Below are 16,772 nucleotides of genomic sequence, written 5' to 3'. Positions count from 1 at the left end.
ATGGGCTACGACGCCTATATCGACGCGGTGTCGGCCGCGATGGACCTGCCGATCGGGCCGGACCATCGTCCCGGCACCGCCCGGTTCCTCGCGATCGCCGTCGAGATGGCAGCGATCCTCGAGACGGTCGACCTGGACGACGCCGAGCTGGTCCTCGCGCCGGTCTTCCGACTTCCCGATCTTCCGGAGGACGCGGATGCGTGACCTGCAATGGGCCATGGGACATGAGATCGCCGCAGGCGTGAGCCGCGGCGATCTGCGTGCCAGGACGGTTGCCGAGGCGGCGCTGAAACGCATCGCCCTGCTGAACCCCGAGCTGAACGCCTTCACCGCGGTGACCGGCGAACGCGCGCTTGCCGAGGCCGATGCTGTCGATGCCGCGATCACCGCGGGCCGGCAGCCGGGGCCGCTGGCAGGGGTGCCCTTTGCGGTAAAGAACCTCTTCGACGTCGAGGGCCTGCCGACTCTGGCCGGATCGCGGATCAACCGCGACCGCGCCGCCGCACGAACCGATGCGGCGCTGATCCGGCGTCTGCGTGGGGCGGGGGCGGTGCTGGTGGGCACGCTTGGGATGGGCGAATATGCCTATGATTTCACGGGTGAAAACAGCCATGAGGGCGCCTGCCGAAATCCACACGACCTTGCCCGGATGACAGGCGGCTCCTCCTCCGGTTGCGGCGCGGCCACAGCGGCGGGCCTCGCGCCCGTATCGCTGGGCTCGGACACAAATGGATCGCTGCGTGTGCCAGCCTCGCTCTGCGGAGTGTTCAGCCTCAAGCCTACTTATGGGCGGCTCACCCGCGCCGGAACCTTCTCCTTCGTCGACAGCCTCGATCATCTTGGCCCCTTCGCGCGCTCTGTCACTGATCTCGCACTGTCCTACGACGCGATGCAGGGGCCGGACCCGGAGGACCATGGATGCGCGGGCCGACCCGTCGAGGCGGCGCTGCCCGGCCTCCAAACCGGGATCGAGGGTCTCCGCTTCGCGTGTCCGGGGGGTTGGCTCTCGGCGCAGGCCGGGCCGCTGGCCCGCGTTGCGGCGGCAACGGTCGCCCACGTGCTCAAGTCCGAGGGCGGCAGGCAGGTGCATGGCATCGACCTCGACGGCGCAGAGGCCGGGCGTGCCGCGGCCTACCTGATCACCAATTCCGAAAGCGCGGCCTTCCATCTCGACCGGCTGCGTGCCCGCGCGGACGAGTTCGATCCCGATACGCGCGACCGGTTCCTCGCGGGTGCGCTTCTGCCCGCGGCCTGGGTCAGCCGGGCCCAGCGGGTGCGTGCCTGGTGGCTTGCTCGGGCCATGGAGGCCTTTGTACGCATCGACGCGCTGATCGTTCCCGCAACCCCTGTGTCCGCGCCGCTGCGCGGCGACAAGACGCTGTATTTCGGGGGTGAAGAGAGGCCGCTCCGGCCCAATCTGGGGCTGCTGGCGCAGCCGTTCTCCTGCATCGGCCTGCCAGTGGCGACCGTGCCCGTCTTCCTGCCCGGAGAGCTGCCGATCGGGGTGCAGGTCATCGTGCCGCCCTGGAAGGAGGCGCTGGCCCTGCGGATTGCCCGCGCCCTCGAGATTTCGGGTGTCGGCTGCGCGCGGCCCCCGGTGTTCCGCGACGTGGCGTGACCGCGCCGTCCTGCCAGCTCCGAGGCTGGCCCCGCGAAGGCAGATGGCGGCCGGGAAACCCTGGCCGCCATCGCGCTTCGCCGTTCCGGCGAGGGGTCACTTCACCGGCGCGCTCGCGGCCTCGCGTGACCGCGCCGCCGCCAGGTGGTCGAGGTAGCTCCGCCAGTCTCCATGCTCCGAGACGTCCTCGGCGCCCTCGACGCCGATGCCCTCGCAGATGAAGCCTACCTCGACGCTGCCGTCCTGCAGTTGCACCTTGCCAAGACCAAGCGGCGCCGGAATGCCTTCGAGGAACGCACCGACGCTCGCCACCGGAAGCGCCCAGAGTTCGCCCGCGATGGCGCGCCCGCCAATCTCCTGTCGGCTCAGCCCCGGACGCTTCGGCGGGCCACCGGCGAGGTCGTAGAGCTTGTAGGAGGGCGTGGTGAGGCAGGCCTTCAGGAAACGACCGCCGAGCGAGACCAGCTCGCCATTGAGCGCCATGCCCGACATATGCGCGCCGCAGACGAAAACCGGAAGTTCCCCGGCGCGGGACTCCCCGGACGGCAGAGGGCGCGGAGGCCGTGCCCAGCCGGTCGCGCCGAGCGTGCCCTGCTCGATCAGCGTCGCCGCGGCGGCGAGGCTGGCGTCGGCACCGGCCCGGCCGAGGAAGGTCACGCTTGCCGGACGCCCGTCGGCGCGCAGCCCGCAGGGCACCGCGATGCCGCTCATATCGAGCAGGTTCACGAAGTTGGTGTAGGTGCCGAGCAGCGAGTTGGGTCCGATTGGATCCGCGGTGATTTCCGCCACCGTGACGAAGCGCGGCATGGTCGGCACGCAGAGCATGTCGATCCCCGTCATGAGCTCGGCGCAGGTCTTGCGCAGATCGGCAAGGCGGTATTGCGCACGGAAGGCATCGACCGCGCTCAGGTTCAGCCCCGACGAGATGATCTGGCGGGTGACCGGGTGCAGCGTCTCGGGCTTCTCGGTGAGGCGCGCGCCGAGGGCGGCGGTGCGCTCAGCGACCCAGGCACCCTCATAGAGCAGCCGGGCGACCTCGTAGAAGGGCTCGAAATCGAGCTCGACCACCTCGGCGCCGGTGGTGCGCAGCTGCGTCAGTGTCGCGTGGAAGCTGGCGTCCTGCACGCTGTCGCCGTCGGTCACGAGCGATGCGCGGGTCGGGACCGCGATCTTCAGGCGCGGCGGAACCGGCGAAAGGCTCGGGGCGGGCAGGCCACGGGAATAGGCGTCCTCGGGGTCCTCGGCCTGGGCGAGGGCGAAGACCTCGAAGGCGTCGCTGACGGTGAGCGCGAAGATCGAGATCGTGTCGAGCGTGCGGCAGGCGGGGATCATCCCGCTCGATGAAAGCGCGCCCAGAGTCGGTTTGAGTCCGACGATGCCGTTGAGCGCCGCCGGGACGCGGCCGGAGCCCGCCGTGTCGGTGCCCAGAGAGAAACACGCGAAGCCCTGCGCGACCGCGACCGCCGAGCCGGAAGAGGAGCCGCCCGGCACGATCTCGGGGTCGAGCGCGTTGCGCGGCACGGGATAGGGGGTGCGGACCCCGACGAGGCCGGTGGCGAACTGGTCGAGATTGGCCTTGCCGAGGCAGATCGCCCCAGCCGAAAGGAGCCGCTCGACCACGAAGGCATCGCGCTCGGCGACGTAGGAAAAGTCGGGGCAGGCGGCGGTGGTCGGCATGCCCGCCACGTCAATATTGTCCTTGGCGACGAAGGGGATGCCCCAGAGCGGCTTGCCCTCGCGCGGTCCAAGCACCCGGGCCGCCGCCAGCGCGGCCTCGCGGGCGTCATGGATCAGGATCCCGGGATCGCCGATCGCATCGAGACGGGCATAGGCCAACGCGATCACGTCCTCAGGGCGCTGCCCGGCGTCATAGGCGGCGCGCAGGGCTGGCAGGGTGAAAGGGAGATCTTCTGTCATCTTGGGTCCTTCGGCCTCGGGGATGGGACGGGGGCGACCGCGCGGCTCAGGCCGCCGCGGTCGGGATCGGGACCTGCGGTGCGGCTTCGAGCAGCTCGCGGGTGTAGGGGTGGGACGGGCTGTCCATGACCTGCTCGACCGGGCCGGCATCGACGATCTCGCCGCCCTTCATCACGATCACATGGTCGCAGAGCATGCGCACCACGTTGAGGTCATGCGACACGAAGAGGTAGCTCATGCCGAGCCGGGCGCGAAGGTCGGCGAGAAGGTTCAGCGCCACCGCCTGGATGGACACGTCGAGCGCCGCGGTGGGCTCGTCGAGGATCAGGAAGTCGGGCTCGGTGGCAATGGCGCGGGCGATGCCGACGCGCGCCTTCTGGCCGCCCGAGAGCTGGTGCGGGAACCGGTCGAGCAGGTGCTCGGGCAGGCCGGTGACGCTGGCAAGTTCCTCGACCCGCGCCGCCAGCGCCGCGCCGCGCAGGTCGGTCATCCGCTTCAGCGGCTCGGCGATCGACTGGCGCGAGGTGTGGCGCGGGTTGAGGCTGTCGGTGGCGTCCTGAAAGACCATCTGGATCTTGCCGCGCAGAGGGTTCCGGGCGAAATCCGCGGCGGGCATCTGCGCCAGGTCTTCGCCGCGGTAAAGCAGCTGGCCCGAGGTGGGATCGAGCAGCCGGACCAGCATCGCGGACGTCGTGGACTTTCCACAGCCGGACTCGCCGACGAGCCCGACCGACTGGCCCTCGCGGATGGTGAAGGAGATGTCCCTGACCGCATGCACGGGGCCGGATTTGCCCTGGTAGGTCTTGGTCAGGTTGCGCACTTCCAGAAGCGGCGTCTCGGCGACCACATGCGGGGCGAGCGGGCGGCGTTCTTCCTGCGGCAGCAGCTCGCGGATGGTCACGCCGCGTCGGGGCGTCGCATCGACCAGCTTGCGGGTGTAGGGGTGCTGCGGCGCGCTCAGCAGAAGTTGCGGAGCGCCTTCCTCGACGATCTGCCCGTCCTTCATCACCACGATCCGGTCGCAGTATTCCGAGGCCAGCCCGAGGTCATGGGTGATCAGGATCGACGACATGCCGCGCGCGGTCACCAGTTCATCCACCAGGTCCATCACCGCCTTCTGCGTGGTGATGTCGAGCCCGGTGGTCGGCTCGTCCATGATCATCAGCTTGGGATCACAGGCGAGCGCAATGGCGCAGACCACGCGTTGGCACATGCCGCCAGAGAGCTCGAAGGGATAGGCGTCGTAGCGCGCCTCGGCATCGCGAATCTTCACCGCCTCGAGCGCGGCGATGGCCTTTTGCCTTGCGTCCTGCCGGGTGGCGCGGGCGTGCTGGCGCAGCACGTCCTCGATCTGGTGGCCGACCTTGCGGATCGGGTTGAGCGCGGCGCGTGGGTTCTGGAATATCATCGAAATCTCGCGCCCCCGCAGGTCGCGCATGTCGCGTTCGGCGGCCTTGCGCAGATCGATCCCGGAATAGACCGCATCGCCGGCCTTGATCCTTCCGTTGGCGTCGAGGATGCGCATCAGCGCGTAGGAGGTCACGGATTTGCCCGAGCCGCTCTCGCCGACGATGCCGAGCCTTTCGCCTCTGGCGAGCTCGAAGCTGATGCCCCGGACGGCGCTCACCTCGCCCTTGCGGGTGCGGAAAGCGACCTGGAGGTCCTTGATGCTGAGCATGTGCGGGTCCTTGTTGCTGGGGCTGGTCGCGGAGGCACCGCCCCAGCACCCCCGGAGTATTTCGGGAAAGATGAATGGCGGCGGCGCGGGTCAGCTTCGGCGGCGAGGGTCGACGATGTCGCGCAGCCCGTCGCCCATCAGGTTGAAGGTGAAGACAGCGAGCATCAGCCACAGGCCCGGGAAGAGCGCGAGCCACCATTCGCCCGAGACGATGTAGTTCGCCCCCTCGGCCACCATGATCCCCCATTCCGGGGTCGGCGGGCGTACCCCGAGACCGATGAACGACAGGCCCGCGGCGTTGAGGATCGCCCAGCCGAGGTTGAGCGAGACCTGCACCATCATCGGCGGCAGGGCGTTGGGGAAGATGTGCAGCGCCAGAACCCTCGTGTCGGAGTTCCCGGCGAGCTTGGCGGCCTGGGTGAAGCCAGCGTCGCGGCGGATGTTCACTTCGGCCCGCACCAGGCGCGCGTAGAAGGGAATGTTGATGATCGCCGTCGCGTAGATGATGTTGGCCACCGAGTTGCCGAGCGCGGCGACGATGCCCATCGCCAGCACGAAGAGCGGGAAGGCCATGATCGTATCGAGCACCCGGCTCAGCACCGTGTCGATCCAGCCGCCGCGATAGCCGGCGATGGCCCCTAGGACCGAGCCGAAGACGAAGCTCAGCGCCACCGCCGCGACCGAGATCACCAGGTCGAGCCGCGTCGCCACGATGACCCGGCTAAACACGTCGCGCCCGAGGTTGTCGGTGCCGAACCAATGTGCGGCCGAGGGGGGCTGGAGCGTCGCGCTGGCGTCGGTGGCCAGCGGATCGTAGGGCACGATCGAGGGGCCGATGAGGGCCGAGATCAGCAGCCCGGCGAACATCGCGAACGACAGGCCGGTGACCGGGTTCTCGCGCAGCACCCAGAGGATGTGGCGCAGGGTGCCGGAGCCTTTCTTGGCCCGGGCGGGCGTTGCATTTTCCACTGTCACGTCGGTCATTTGGCAGAAGTCCCGAAGCGCGGATCGATCACCGAATAGGCGAGATCGATGATGAGGTTGAGCAGCACGAAGAGCAGCGCCATCGACAGCACGAAGCCCTGCACCGCGGCGTAATCCGAGACCACCAGTGCCTCGACCGCGTAGGAGCCGATGCCGGGCCAGGCAAAGACCTTTTCGACCAGCACGTTGGCACCAAGCACGAAGGAGAAGACCATGCCGAGCGTGGTGACCACCGGCAGCAGCGCGTTGCGGAAGGCGTAGCCGTAGAGCACCTTGCGCGGCGCGAGCCCCGCCGCGCGGGCGGTGCGCACGTAGTCGGCCGAGAGCGCCGAGAGCATGGCCGCGCGGGTCATCCGGGCGATCGGGGCGAGAGTGAAGAGCGCCAGCGTCAGCCCCGGCAGGATCAGCTGCTTGAGCGCGCCGAACCAGGTCTCCCAATCGCCGGCGAGGGCCGCGTCTATCAGGAAGAAGCCGGTGACATGCGGTGGGTCGAGGTAGATGAAGTCGAGCCGTCCGAGCGGCGAAGGTGCGATGCCGAGCAGGTAGTAGAAGACATAGACCAGCACGATGCCGGTGAAGAAGGTCGGTAGGCTGACCCCGGCGGTGACCAGCAGGCGGCAGAGCTGGTCGACCCAGCTGCCGGGTCGGGTCGCCGCCAGCACGCCAAGCGGGATCGCGACGGCGCAGGAGAGGATCAGCGCAAAGAGCGTCAGTTCCAGCGAGGCGGGCAGGCGGCTCGCTAGCTCCTCGATCACCGGCTGGCCGGTCGAGACCGACTGGCCGAGATCACCGCGCGCGAGCTGCCCGAGATAGAGCCCGAACTGCGTCACCAGCGGCTTGTCGAGGCCGAGCGAGGTGCGGACCTGCTCGATCGACTCCTCGGTGGCCATGGCCCCGGCGAACTGCGCCGCCGGGTCGCCCGGCAGGGCGCGCGTGAGCAGAAAGGAGATCACGATCACCCCGAAGAGCACCGGGATGGCCTGGGCGATGCGAAGTCCGATGGCCGTGCCGCGCGCACCCATGGCTCAGGCGCTCGCGGGGCTAAGGCTGCGGATGTCGAGCTGGCGGTGGAACCAGAACTCGTAGCCCGAGGCGCCGTTCACCGCGACGTTCAGCGCTGGCTGGTAGAGCGGGATGCGCGGCAGGTCCTCGAAGGCGATCTCGAACATGCGCTTGATCTTCGGCGCATACTCGGGGTCGTCCATCGCCATATGCAGCGTCTCGTTGGTGAGCTGCTCGACCTCCTCGTTAAAGTAGTTCGACGAGTTGAACAGGTGATCTTTCTGGTAGGCCCAGAAGAAGTAGTAGTCGGGCGTGTTGAGCCAGCCGCCGAAATTCTCGAGATGCATCGGCAGCCGCTTCTCGACCAGCGCAGCGGTGCGCCAGTTGGCGCCGGGAATCTTGTCGAGCTGGACAGTGATGCCGATCTTGGCGACCGCCTCCTGGATCAGCAAAGCGGCGGGTTCCATCCAAGAGGCGAGGTCGGTGGAAATCGACAGCGTGGTCTCGAAGCCGTCCGGGTAGGCCGAGGCCGCCATGAACTCCTGTGCCGTGGCGAGGTCGGTGTCATAGGGCGACTTGCGCGGCCAGGCGGTGTCGGTGATCTCGGCCGAGCCGCCCCAGAGCGGCGCGCCGCGACCATAGGCGGCGGCCTTGAAGATCGCCTCGTAGGGCACGATGGCAGCGATGGCCTTGCGCACGTTCGCGTCCTGGAAGGGCTCGAAATTGGTGTTGAGGCAAAGCGCGTGGATGCAGTTCTCGACGGGCGTGGAATAGACCGTCAGCTTCTCGGCCAATTCTGCCGCATCCTTGTCGGGGATGTCGAAGGCCACCTGCACGTCGCCGCGTTCAACCAGCGCGCGCTGGGTCGCCGCCGAGGGCACCTCGCGCATGATGACGCGGGCGTAGGAGGGTACAGGACCGCCGACCCAGGCCTCGTTCCGCTCGTAGACAACCTGCTGGCCGGGGTCCCAGCGGGTCACCTTGTAGGCGCCCGAGCCGATGGTGTTCTTGTGCAGGTATTCCATCGCCCAGGGGTCGTCCGCCGTGGCGTTCGCCTTTGCTAGGGTCGCGTTGATGATGAAGGGCACCGGCACGGCAAGGTCCGGCAGCGACAGTTTCGACGGGCGGTCGAGCTTGACCACAAAGGTCTTCGCATCCACCGCCTCGAACTGCTCAGGGCGCTCCAGCCCGCCGGCTTTCATCTGCACCGTCGGGAAGCCGCCGACCGTCACCGCGCGGTCAAACGACCACTTCACGTCCTCTGCGGTCACCGGGCTGCCGTCCTGGAAGGATGCCTCCTTGAGTGTGAAGGTGATGGTCATACCGTCGTCCGAGATCGTCCAGCTTTCGGCCAGCTCGGGCTCGAGGGTCGCGTAATCGTAGCTGAGGCCCCCGCCCGGCGCTTCCTTGGTGCCGAAAGTGACCAGCCGGTCGTAGCAGTTGATCGCAACTGCGTAGCTGGCGCGGTTGGTCCCGGTGCGGTGCAGGTCCAGCGAGTTGATCGTCTGCGCGGTGACCGCGACCAGCGTGTCGCCCGCACCGGCGGCGGCGGGCAGCGCGTGAATGAAGGGCATGGCCGTGATTGCGGCGCCAGTCTTCAGGAAATTTCGACGTGTTGTGCTCATTTCGGGGGCTCTTCCTGCTGAGATGCCAATGTCCCGGTTAGGTTGGTGTATCTGCCGTGTTGCGCAAAGTGCTATGATTTCACAGGTACGGTGCATTTTTTGCACCGCATAAAATGTGTGAAAAAATGAAGCATTTTCAGACCTTTGCCCTGATTGAGGCCGTCGCCAGATCGGGATCGATGCGCAAGGCGGCCGAGGACATGAACCTCACGGCCTCGGCGCTGAACCGGCGCATCCGCGGCTTCGAGGCGGAGTTCGGCTCGCCCATCTTCGAGCGCATTCCCGGCGGCGTGCGACTGAACCCGGCGGGCGAGATGGTGCTGCACCACTACCGCATGTCCAAGTCGGATTTTTCACGGGTACAGAGCCAGGTCGCCGATCTCTCGGGAGAGCGGCGCGGGCATGTCCGGATCGCCTGCTCGCAGGCGCTGCTGCCCTATTTCCTGCCCGAGCAGATCGCCAAATACCGGGCGGAGCATCCGGGCGTCACCTTCACCGTCAAGGTGCGCGACCGGGCGCAGGCCGAGCAGGAACTGGCAAGCTATGCCTCCGACATTGCCCTGGTGTTCGAGCCGGTATACCTCGTCGATTTCGAAGTGCTGGAACTGGTGCCGCAGCAGGTTCATGCCATCCTAAGGAGCGACGACCCCTTGGCGGCACGCAAGGAGTTGCGTCTCTGGGAATGCCTCGACGCGCCGAGCGTGGCGCCTGACGCCAAATACGGGGTGCGGCACCTCCTGGAATTCGCCGCGCGCCGGCTCGGCAGGAGCTTGAGCCCGATCCTCGAGACCGAGAGTTTCGAGCTCATCCGGCACTACGTCCTGCACGAGCGCGCCATCGGCTTCCAGATCCCAATCGGACTTCAGGCGCCGCTGGACGGGCGTCTTGCCTTCCGGCCGATCTCGAAAAAGGATGTCTCCCCCGGCAGCCTCATCCTGGGCCAACTGCGCGGCCGGACGCTGCCGGTCGCCTCGGCCCGCTTTGCGATGCAGCTCGCCGCCGCGCTGCACAGGGAATGACTCAGGTGTCCCGTCGACCGGCCGGCGCATGCGCAGCATGCTGCCGGGAGGGGGCCGTTCTTGATCCGCTCGATGACCTGATCTCGAAGCTGCGGATGCCGGATCAGCTTGCGCTGGCGGGCGCGCTGACTACTGGCATTTCCGATGCACGGCCGCGCCATTAGATAACGATTTTTTCTAATGGGAGTCGCACTTGAGGGTAGCGCGCACCCGCTACATACATTGTTTCGCATAAGGATAATTATGTTATTTATTGCGGTTGCTTATTGCAGTAAGCAGCCCGAGTCCGGGCAAATGCTACCGAGGTGCTCGCGCTCCACGACGCGACGCGTCTAGCAAACTTTACCACACGGATTGCCGTGACCTATCTACCGGGGCTCGCGTCAACCACGATCTCGCCATAGTTTGCCCCGGTCATCACTGGATACCTCCGAGGCAGACGTACTTGAGCTCGAGAAAGTCATCGAGCCCGTGATGCGAGCCCTCACGACCGAGACCGGACATCTTGACCCCGCCGAAAGGTGCCTCCGCAGTCGAGATCAGGCCGGTATTCACCCCTACCATTCCGTATTCCAAGGCCTCAGAGACACGGAATATCCGGGCGACGTCGCGCGCGTAGAAATAGGAGGCGAGCCCGAAGTCGGTGGCATTTGCCGCCGCAATGGCCTCGGCTTCCTCTTTGAAACGGAACAGCGGCGCCAGGGGACCGAAGGTCTCTTCCCGCGCTACCGCCATGTCGGCGGTCGCATTGGCTATGACGGTCGGCTCGTAGAAGGTGCCCCCAAGGGGGTGGCGCGCCCCGCCGGTGAGAACGCGCGCGCCGTGCGCTTTCGCATCGGCTACATGCTGCTCGACCTTCGCCACAGCGGCCGCATCGATCAGCGGGCCAAGCTCGACCCCGGCCTCGAAACCATTGCCGGTGCGAAGACCGGCCACCGCCTTGGCAAGCTTCTTCGCGAAGTCCTCGTAGACCGCCTCCTGAACGTAAATCCGGTTGGCGCACACGCAGGTCTGGCCGTTGTTGCGGAACTTCGCGATCAGCGCGCCCTCAACAGCGGCGTCTAGATCGGCGTCATCGAAAACGATGAAAGGCGCATTGCCGCCAAGTTCGAGGCCCAGTTTCTTGATCGACGGGGCGGATTGCGCGTAAAGCTGCGCGCCAACCTCGGTGGAACCGGTGAAGGTGATCTTGCGCACGAACGGGTTGGAGGTGAGTTCGACGCCGATCTGCGAAGCGGATCCGGTAATGACGCTAAACAGGCCCGATGGCAGCCCCGCCCGCTCCGCTAGGACCGCAAGCGCAATGGCGGAGTAAGGCGTCTGTGACGCCGGCTTGAGGACCATGGCGCAGCCTGCGGCAAAAGCCGGCCCGGCCTTACGGGTGATCATCGCGTTCGGGAAGTTCCACGGGGTAATCGCGCCGACCACGCCGATGGGCTGCTTCATGACCATCAGGCGCTTGTCTGGCTGGTGCCCCGGAATGGTCTCGCCGTAGATGCGGCGCGCCTCCTCGGCGAACCATTCGATGAAGCTCGCGCCGTATGTGATCTCTCCCGCCGCCTCGGGCAGCGGCTTGCCCTGTTCAAGCGTCAGGATGTTGGCGAGCGTCTCGCGATGCTCCAGCATCAGCTCGAACCACACCCGGAGCAGGGTCGAACGGTCCTTAGCGGTGCGCCGGGCCCAGTCCTTCTGCGCCGCCTCCGCGGCAGAGATTGCCCGCTGCGTGTCGGTCCGCCCAAGGTTGGGAACATAGCCGATCAGCGCACCGTCGGCGGGATCGTGAACGGCAATGCCGTTCGCAGGATCGGTCTCGATCCACTCCCCGGCCACGAGGTTGGCGTCGCGAAGGAGTCCGGAGGCGCGCAGGCTCGCAAGGCAAATCCGTTTCATATCTGGGGGTCTCCGGAGGTCAGAAGAAAGTCCATCATCTCGGCGAGCTGGCCGTCGAGCATATGTCGTCCGGCGTGCGTCCCGAGGCCGAGTTCCTGCGCGCGGTCAAGCAGCGCAGTCGTTTCGGGCTGCATGATCACCTCGGCAACGGTCGCCCCTGCGAGCAGCTCTGCGGGCTCGAACGGCAACGGGTCCTCGGGCTTCAGCCCAAGCGACGTGCCGTTAATCGCCAAGTCGTGGCCGGTCGGTCCGTCGCCGACAGCAGCCTCGAGGCCGGGGAAGGCGCGCGTGAGGCGGGTCACCAGGTCCTGCGCCTTGGCGCGGGAACGGTTGGCGACGGTGAGACAGGCCGGTCCGCGCGCCGCGAGCGAAAAGGCGATGGCGCTTGCCGCCCCACCGGCGCCGGCAAGAAAGATCCGCTTTCCAGAAATCTCGGTCCCTGTTGAGGAGAGCCCGCGCATGAAGCCTTCGCCGTCCAGCAGGTCCCCGTGCAATCGCCCGTCAGCACCGCGCCGCACGACATTCACGCTCGACGCAATTTCTGCCCTCTGGGACAGGCTGTCGCAGAGGGCAGGCATCGCCGTCTTGTGCGGCACGGTGACCACCAGTCCGGCCAGATTGCGGATCGAGCGGAGTCCCTCCACGGTCGCCGCAAGGTCGCCGGGCGCGACCTCTGCCGGCACCATCACGGCGTCAATGCCCGCCTCCGACATGCGCGCGTTCAGCGCCTCCGGCGTGCGGACATGAGCCACCGGATCAGCAAGGATCACCAAGGTTTTTGTATGTCCTGAAATCATTCCCGACCTCACACCAGCAGCGACATCGGCGCTTCGATCGCCGACTTGAAAGCGGCGAGCCATTCGGCCCCGAGCGCGCCGTCCACGCTTCGGTGATCCACCGAAAGTGTTACGCTCATCACCGGCGCCAACACGATCTGATCGCCGCGACCGACTGGACGCCGTTCCGCCGCACCGACAGCGAGAATGCAGCTTTGCGGAGGGTTGATGATCGCCGAGAACTTCTTGACGCCGAACATTCCAAGGTTGGAAATCGAGAAGCCACCGCCCTGATACTCTTCTGGCTTCAGCTTGCCATCTCGCGCTTTTGCGACAAGGGCCTTCATCTCCGACGACACGGAGCCAAGGCTCAGCCGGTCCGCCCCGCGCACCACCGGGGTGATCAACCCGCCCTCCGTCGCGACGGCAACCGAAATGTCGATGGAATTGAGCTTCAGTACTGCCTCTTCCGTCCAGATGGCGTTGACGCCCGGCACCTTCGCCATCGCATGGGCAACCGCCTTGATGATGAAGTCGTTAACCGAGATCCTGTCTTCCCGCGCTCGATCGGCGTTCACTTGTTCCCTGAGAGTCAGCAACGCCTCGAGATCGCAATCCGCCTCTAGATAGAAGTGCGGGACGGTGGTCTTCGATTCCACGAGCCGTCTTGCGATTGTGCGCCGCATGCCGCTGTGCGGTATTTCCTCGTAGGTGCCGATACCCGGGGGGATGGCCGGTGCCGGGGATTCAAGCACACCCGGAACAGCCGCCGCAGCCGGCACCGGCTGCTCCGCCGCTCGCAGCACATCGACCCGGACGATCCGACCCTGCGGACCCGAGCCAGCAAGGCCTTCCAGCGGGATGCCCTTCATGTCCGCCAGACGGCGGGCGAGCGGTGAGGCCTTGATCTTGCTGCCGTTCTTCGCAGGCGGCGCCGGGTCCACCGCAGCGGGCACATCAGGGGCCGGTTGTGCGGACGCCTCTACGGTCGTCTGGGTCACAATCGACGCGGCATCCTCACCCTCACCGAGAAGCACTAGGATCACCTGGTTCACATCAGCCCGGTCACCCTCTCCGACGAGGATCTTGCCGACCCTGCCTTCGCCATCGGCTTCGAGTTCCATCGTCGCCTTGTCGGTCTCGATCTCGGCGAGCAGGTCGCCCTTCGCGACCACGTCCCCTTCGTTGACCAGCCAGCGGGCGATCAGCCCGTCTTCCATGCCGGCCGACAAGGACGGCAGCGTGATATCCTTGGGCATTTCTATCCTCCTTATTCGGCCGCCAGCGGCAGGCCCTGATCGGCCATCAGTTCGCGCAGCGCGGCTTCGATATCTTGCGGCCGGGCACAGGCCGCTGCTTCGAGAACTTTGGAGATGCTGGGCGAGGCCTCTGCGCCGTGGACCCGCTTCACCGGTTGATCGAGCGCGTCGAAGCACCGGCGCTGGATTTCATCGGCCAGCCAGCCGCCATAGGATGTGCCTGACGCCCCCTGCTCGACGATGAGCGCGTTCCCGGTTTTCTCGATGGATGCCTCGATCATCTCCCAGTCGATGCCCGCGCGGTCGAGGCTGCGCAGGTCGATCACCTCGGCGTCGATTTCCAACCGTTCGACTGCCTCGCGGGTCTTTTCGACCATGGCCAGATAGGTCAAGATAGTCGCCCGTTGGCCCTCCCGCACCAGCCGCGCCTTCCCCAGCGGGATGCAGTAATCGAGATCCTCTGCCGGGGCCGTGCCCTTGGAGGCATAGAGGTCGACATGTTCGATCACCAGAACCGGGTCGTCGCACAACAGGGCCGAGTTCATCAAGCCGATGTAGTCGAAGGGGGTCGAGGGCGCGACGATGCGCCATCCCGGGGCCGTCGCGAAAAGACCCGCGGGATCCATCGAGTGCTGCGAGCCGTAGCCCGTTCCCATAGCGATCTTGGTACGCAGGACGACCGGCATCGAGCTGTCGCCGCCGAACATGTGGCGGGCCTTGCCGATCTGGTTGAACACCTGGTCCGCGGCAACCCACATGAAATCGGGATACATGAACTCGATGACCGGGCGCACGCGGCCATCGGCGGCCATACCCCCGGCGATCCCGGTGAAGGCATTCTCGGAGATCGGCGTACCGAGGCAGCGGTCGGGGAACTGGCTCGACAGCCCGCGGGTCGCGCCGTTGGTGCCGCCCTTCAGGCGGTGTACGTCTTCCCCCATGACCACGACACGTTCATCTTCCGACATCCTGCGGGCCATGACGTCGGCCACGACATCGATGAATTTCACATTGTCCTTTAGCACCCCGTCGAAGCTTTGCTCTTCCTCGAAACGCACGCCCTCGAACTCGGAAAGATCGCCGCGCAGCCCGAAGTCCCGGAAATCCTCCTCGGGCCAGAGAGCGGGAATGATGCGCCGCTTGCCATCGACTTCCTCGATGAGTTCGCCGGCGATGCTCTCCATCATCTCGACCGAACGCGCCCGCAGTTCCTCGACCGCCTGCGACCCGATCACCTGCCGTTCTTCGAGACCCTGCGCAAGCGCGTCGAGCGGATCTCGCCCGCGCCATTCCTGCTCCTCCTCCTTGGAACGGTACCCAAAGGCCGATCCCGGCATCGCGCCGTTCTGGTGGAAGTAGCGGTAGACATCCGCCTCGATGATCACCGGCCCGTCGCCGCGGCGCATGATTTCGTTCGCCTCCTGCGCCGCAAGATAGACCGACACCGTATCCATGCCATCGACCTTGAGAGAGGGTATTCCGAACGCCAGTCCACGCGCAGACAGGCGCACCTCGGCGGTCACCTCCTCGATGTTCGTAGACACCGCATACCGGTTGTTCTCGACAAAGAAGCACAGCGGGAGTTTCCATGCCGCCGCGATGTTCATCGTCTCGAGGACAGAACCTATGTTGATCGCCCCGTCTCCGAAGTAGGTGTAGACCACGTCGCCTGTTCCGGCCTTCTTGTGCGCCCATGCCGCTCCTGCAGCCATGGGGACGCCGCCGCCGACAATGGCGTTAGTTCCAAGGTTGCCCGACTCCGCCCAGCGAAGGTGCATCGAGCCGCCCCTCCCTTTGCAGAAGCCATCTGACAGTCCGAGGATCTCCGAGAGCGTGCGCTTCGAGAGGCGTCGAATCTGGTCACCGAAGGCCGCTTCGGGATTGATCCCGTCGGGCGCCACGTAGGACAGGGTCTTGGCGAGGAACTGGTGATGGGCCCGGTGCGAGCCGTTGACCTGGTCCGAGCCCCTCATCGCCAGCACAGAGCCGACGGCGCCACCCTCCTGCCCGATCGCGGAATGCGCCGGCCCGTGCACCAGCCCCTGCCCCGCCAAATCGAGGACCTTCTCCTCGAAAGCGCGCACAAGGTGGAGCTGCGCGAGCATGGTTCGGCCGAGCGTCGGATCAAGCGCGGAACGCTCATCTGGGGTCGCCGCGATCTCTTTCCAGAACGCTTTCGGCGTAAGATCGGAGTAATTCGGCATGAAAGACGTCCTTTACAGATAGGTGTAGGAAGACCAGCCGCCATCGGCGACGAGCGTCTGGCCGGTGACGTAGCCGGAGGCCGGCGAGGCAAGGAAAAGGGCCGCGCTGGCGATCTCCTCGGGTCGGCCCAACCGGCCGGAGGGCACGCGATTGAGAATTGCATCGAGATCGAGGCGGCCTTCCGCCGCCAGGCTTTCGGTCAGCGCTGTCCGCACATAGCCAGGCCCGATCGCATTGACGCGGATGCCCAGAGAGGCCCATTCGATAGCGAGCACCTTGGTCAGCGCTACGACTCCCGCCTTGGAGGCGCAGTAGGCGGCCCGTGCCGGGGCCGCCACGACACCGTACATGGAAGCGGTGTTCACGATGCTGCCGCCGCCCGTTTCGGCCATGACCCGCCCGGCGGCCTGTGCCACCAGGAAAGCACCGGTGAGGTTGATGTCGAGCGTACGGCGCCACTTGTCCTCGGTCAGATCAAGGCTTGGCGAGTTTCCCGACACGCCAGCGTTGTTCATGACCACGTCGAGCCGGCCGGTAAGGCCGCAGGCGAGCTCACAGACCTCGGCTACAGCGTCAGCATCGGTGATCGACCCCTGCACCGGCACAGCACTTTCCGCGTGCAGGACATTCAGTCGCGCGGTCGCGGTGTCGAGCCCCGACCGGTCGAGGTCGAACAGCACGACCCGCGCCCCGGCCGCGGCAAGCGCCTCGGCCATCGCAAGGCCGAGCCCGGCGGCGGCGCCGGTGACCAGGGCCGTCTGGCCGGTGAAATCGAAGTGAGGTTGCATTCTGGGCTCCT

General features: G+C 66.4%; 13 protein-coding genes. 3 read left to right on the top strand and 10 right to left on the bottom strand.

Going from position 1 to position 16,772, the window contains the following annotated elements; all coding sequences use genetic code 11:
- Together IQ782_RS25425 and IQ782_RS25420 are read left to right on the top strand one after the other, a co-directional pair.
- Positions 1 to 204, top strand: coding sequence for a DUF4089 domain-containing protein (locus IQ782_RS25425; protein WP_194137475.1), 204 nt, complete (start codon positions 1 to 3; stop codon positions 202 to 204).
- Entirely contained in the window at positions 197 to 1,618 is a 1,422-nt protein-coding gene (locus tag IQ782_RS25420) for an AtzE family amidohydrolase (RefSeq protein ID WP_194137474.1), read from the top strand. The genes IQ782_RS25425 and IQ782_RS25420 overlap by 8 nt, the downstream gene beginning before the upstream one ends.
- Before the next feature lie 96 nt (positions 1,619 to 1,714).
- Here IQ782_RS25420 and atzF read toward each other — a convergent pair whose 3' ends face one another.
- The 5 genes from atzF to IQ782_RS25395 all read right to left on the bottom strand — a co-directional run bounded on the left by atzF (position 1,715) and on the right by IQ782_RS25395 (position 8,824).
- Positions 1,715 to 3,535, bottom strand: a complete 1,821-nt coding sequence (gene atzF, locus IQ782_RS25415) for an allophanate hydrolase (RefSeq protein WP_194137473.1) — start codon at positions 3,533 to 3,535, stop codon at positions 1,715 to 1,717.
- A 46-nt stretch (positions 3,536 to 3,581) separates the two neighbouring features.
- Positions 3,582 to 5,213, bottom strand: coding sequence for a dipeptide ABC transporter ATP-binding protein (locus tag IQ782_RS25410; protein ID WP_194137472.1), 1,632 nt, complete (start codon positions 5,211 to 5,213; stop codon positions 3,582 to 3,584).
- A gap of 90 nt (positions 5,214 to 5,303) precedes the next feature.
- Positions 5,304 to 6,197: an ABC transporter permease gene (locus IQ782_RS25405; protein ID WP_194137471.1), complete on the bottom strand. Its 894-nt coding sequence runs from the start codon at positions 6,195 to 6,197 to the stop codon at positions 5,304 to 5,306.
- Positions 6,194 to 7,219 (bottom strand): ABC transporter permease, encoded by a 1,026-nt coding sequence (locus tag IQ782_RS25400; RefSeq protein WP_194137470.1) that lies wholly within the window; start codon positions 7,217 to 7,219, stop codon positions 6,194 to 6,196. The genes IQ782_RS25405 and IQ782_RS25400 overlap by 4 nt, the downstream gene beginning before the upstream one ends.
- A gap of 3 nt (positions 7,220 to 7,222) precedes the next feature.
- Positions 7,223 to 8,824 (bottom strand): ABC transporter substrate-binding protein, encoded by a 1,602-nt coding sequence (locus tag IQ782_RS25395; RefSeq protein ID WP_194137469.1) that lies wholly within the window; start codon positions 8,822 to 8,824, stop codon positions 7,223 to 7,225.
- Positions 8,825 to 8,949: 125 nt separating this feature from the next.
- Here IQ782_RS25395 and IQ782_RS25390 point away from each other — a divergent pair, with 125 nt between their 5' ends.
- On the top strand, positions 8,950 to 9,843 hold the full coding sequence (locus tag IQ782_RS25390; RefSeq protein ID WP_194137468.1) for a LysR family transcriptional regulator: 894 nt from the start codon (positions 8,950 to 8,952) through the stop codon (positions 9,841 to 9,843).
- A 417-nt stretch (positions 9,844 to 10,260) separates the two neighbouring features.
- Here the strand turns inward: IQ782_RS25390 and IQ782_RS25385 are convergent, their stop codons facing one another.
- Genes IQ782_RS25385 through IQ782_RS25365 form a run of 5 tightly spaced genes read right to left on the bottom strand, consistent with a single transcriptional unit; the run spans position 10,261 to position 16,761 of the window.
- Positions 10,261 to 11,733: an NAD-dependent succinate-semialdehyde dehydrogenase gene (locus IQ782_RS25385; RefSeq protein ID WP_194137467.1), complete on the bottom strand. Its 1,473-nt coding sequence runs from the start codon at positions 11,731 to 11,733 to the stop codon at positions 10,261 to 10,263.
- A complete protein-coding gene (locus tag IQ782_RS25380) occupies positions 11,730 to 12,503 on the bottom strand; it encodes a shikimate dehydrogenase family protein (protein WP_338092649.1) in 774 nt (257 codons plus the stop codon). The genes IQ782_RS25385 and IQ782_RS25380 overlap by 4 nt, the downstream gene beginning before the upstream one ends.
- 35 nt (positions 12,504 to 12,538) lie before the next feature.
- Complete coding sequence (locus tag IQ782_RS25375; protein ID WP_194137466.1) at positions 12,539 to 13,768, bottom strand: dihydrolipoamide acetyltransferase family protein; 1,230 nt, start codon at positions 13,766 to 13,768, stop codon at positions 12,539 to 12,541.
- A gap of 11 nt (positions 13,769 to 13,779) precedes the next feature.
- Positions 13,780 to 15,972, bottom strand: a complete 2,193-nt coding sequence (locus tag IQ782_RS25370; RefSeq protein WP_194137465.1) for an alpha-ketoacid dehydrogenase subunit alpha/beta — start codon at positions 15,970 to 15,972, stop codon at positions 13,780 to 13,782.
- Between the two features lie 12 nt (positions 15,973 to 15,984).
- Complete coding sequence (locus IQ782_RS25365) at positions 15,985 to 16,761, bottom strand: SDR family NAD(P)-dependent oxidoreductase (RefSeq protein WP_194137464.1); 777 nt, start codon at positions 16,759 to 16,761, stop codon at positions 15,985 to 15,987.
- Positions 16,762 to 16,772 lie beyond the last annotated feature (11 nt).

Source organism: Salipiger mangrovisoli (assembly GCF_015223355.1).
Taxonomy (GTDB): Bacteria; Pseudomonadota; Alphaproteobacteria; order Rhodobacterales; family Rhodobacteraceae; genus Salipiger; species Salipiger mangrovisoli.
The sequence above is the reverse complement of the archived record's forward strand: the minus strand, read 5'-3'. Positions and strand labels throughout refer to the sequence as shown.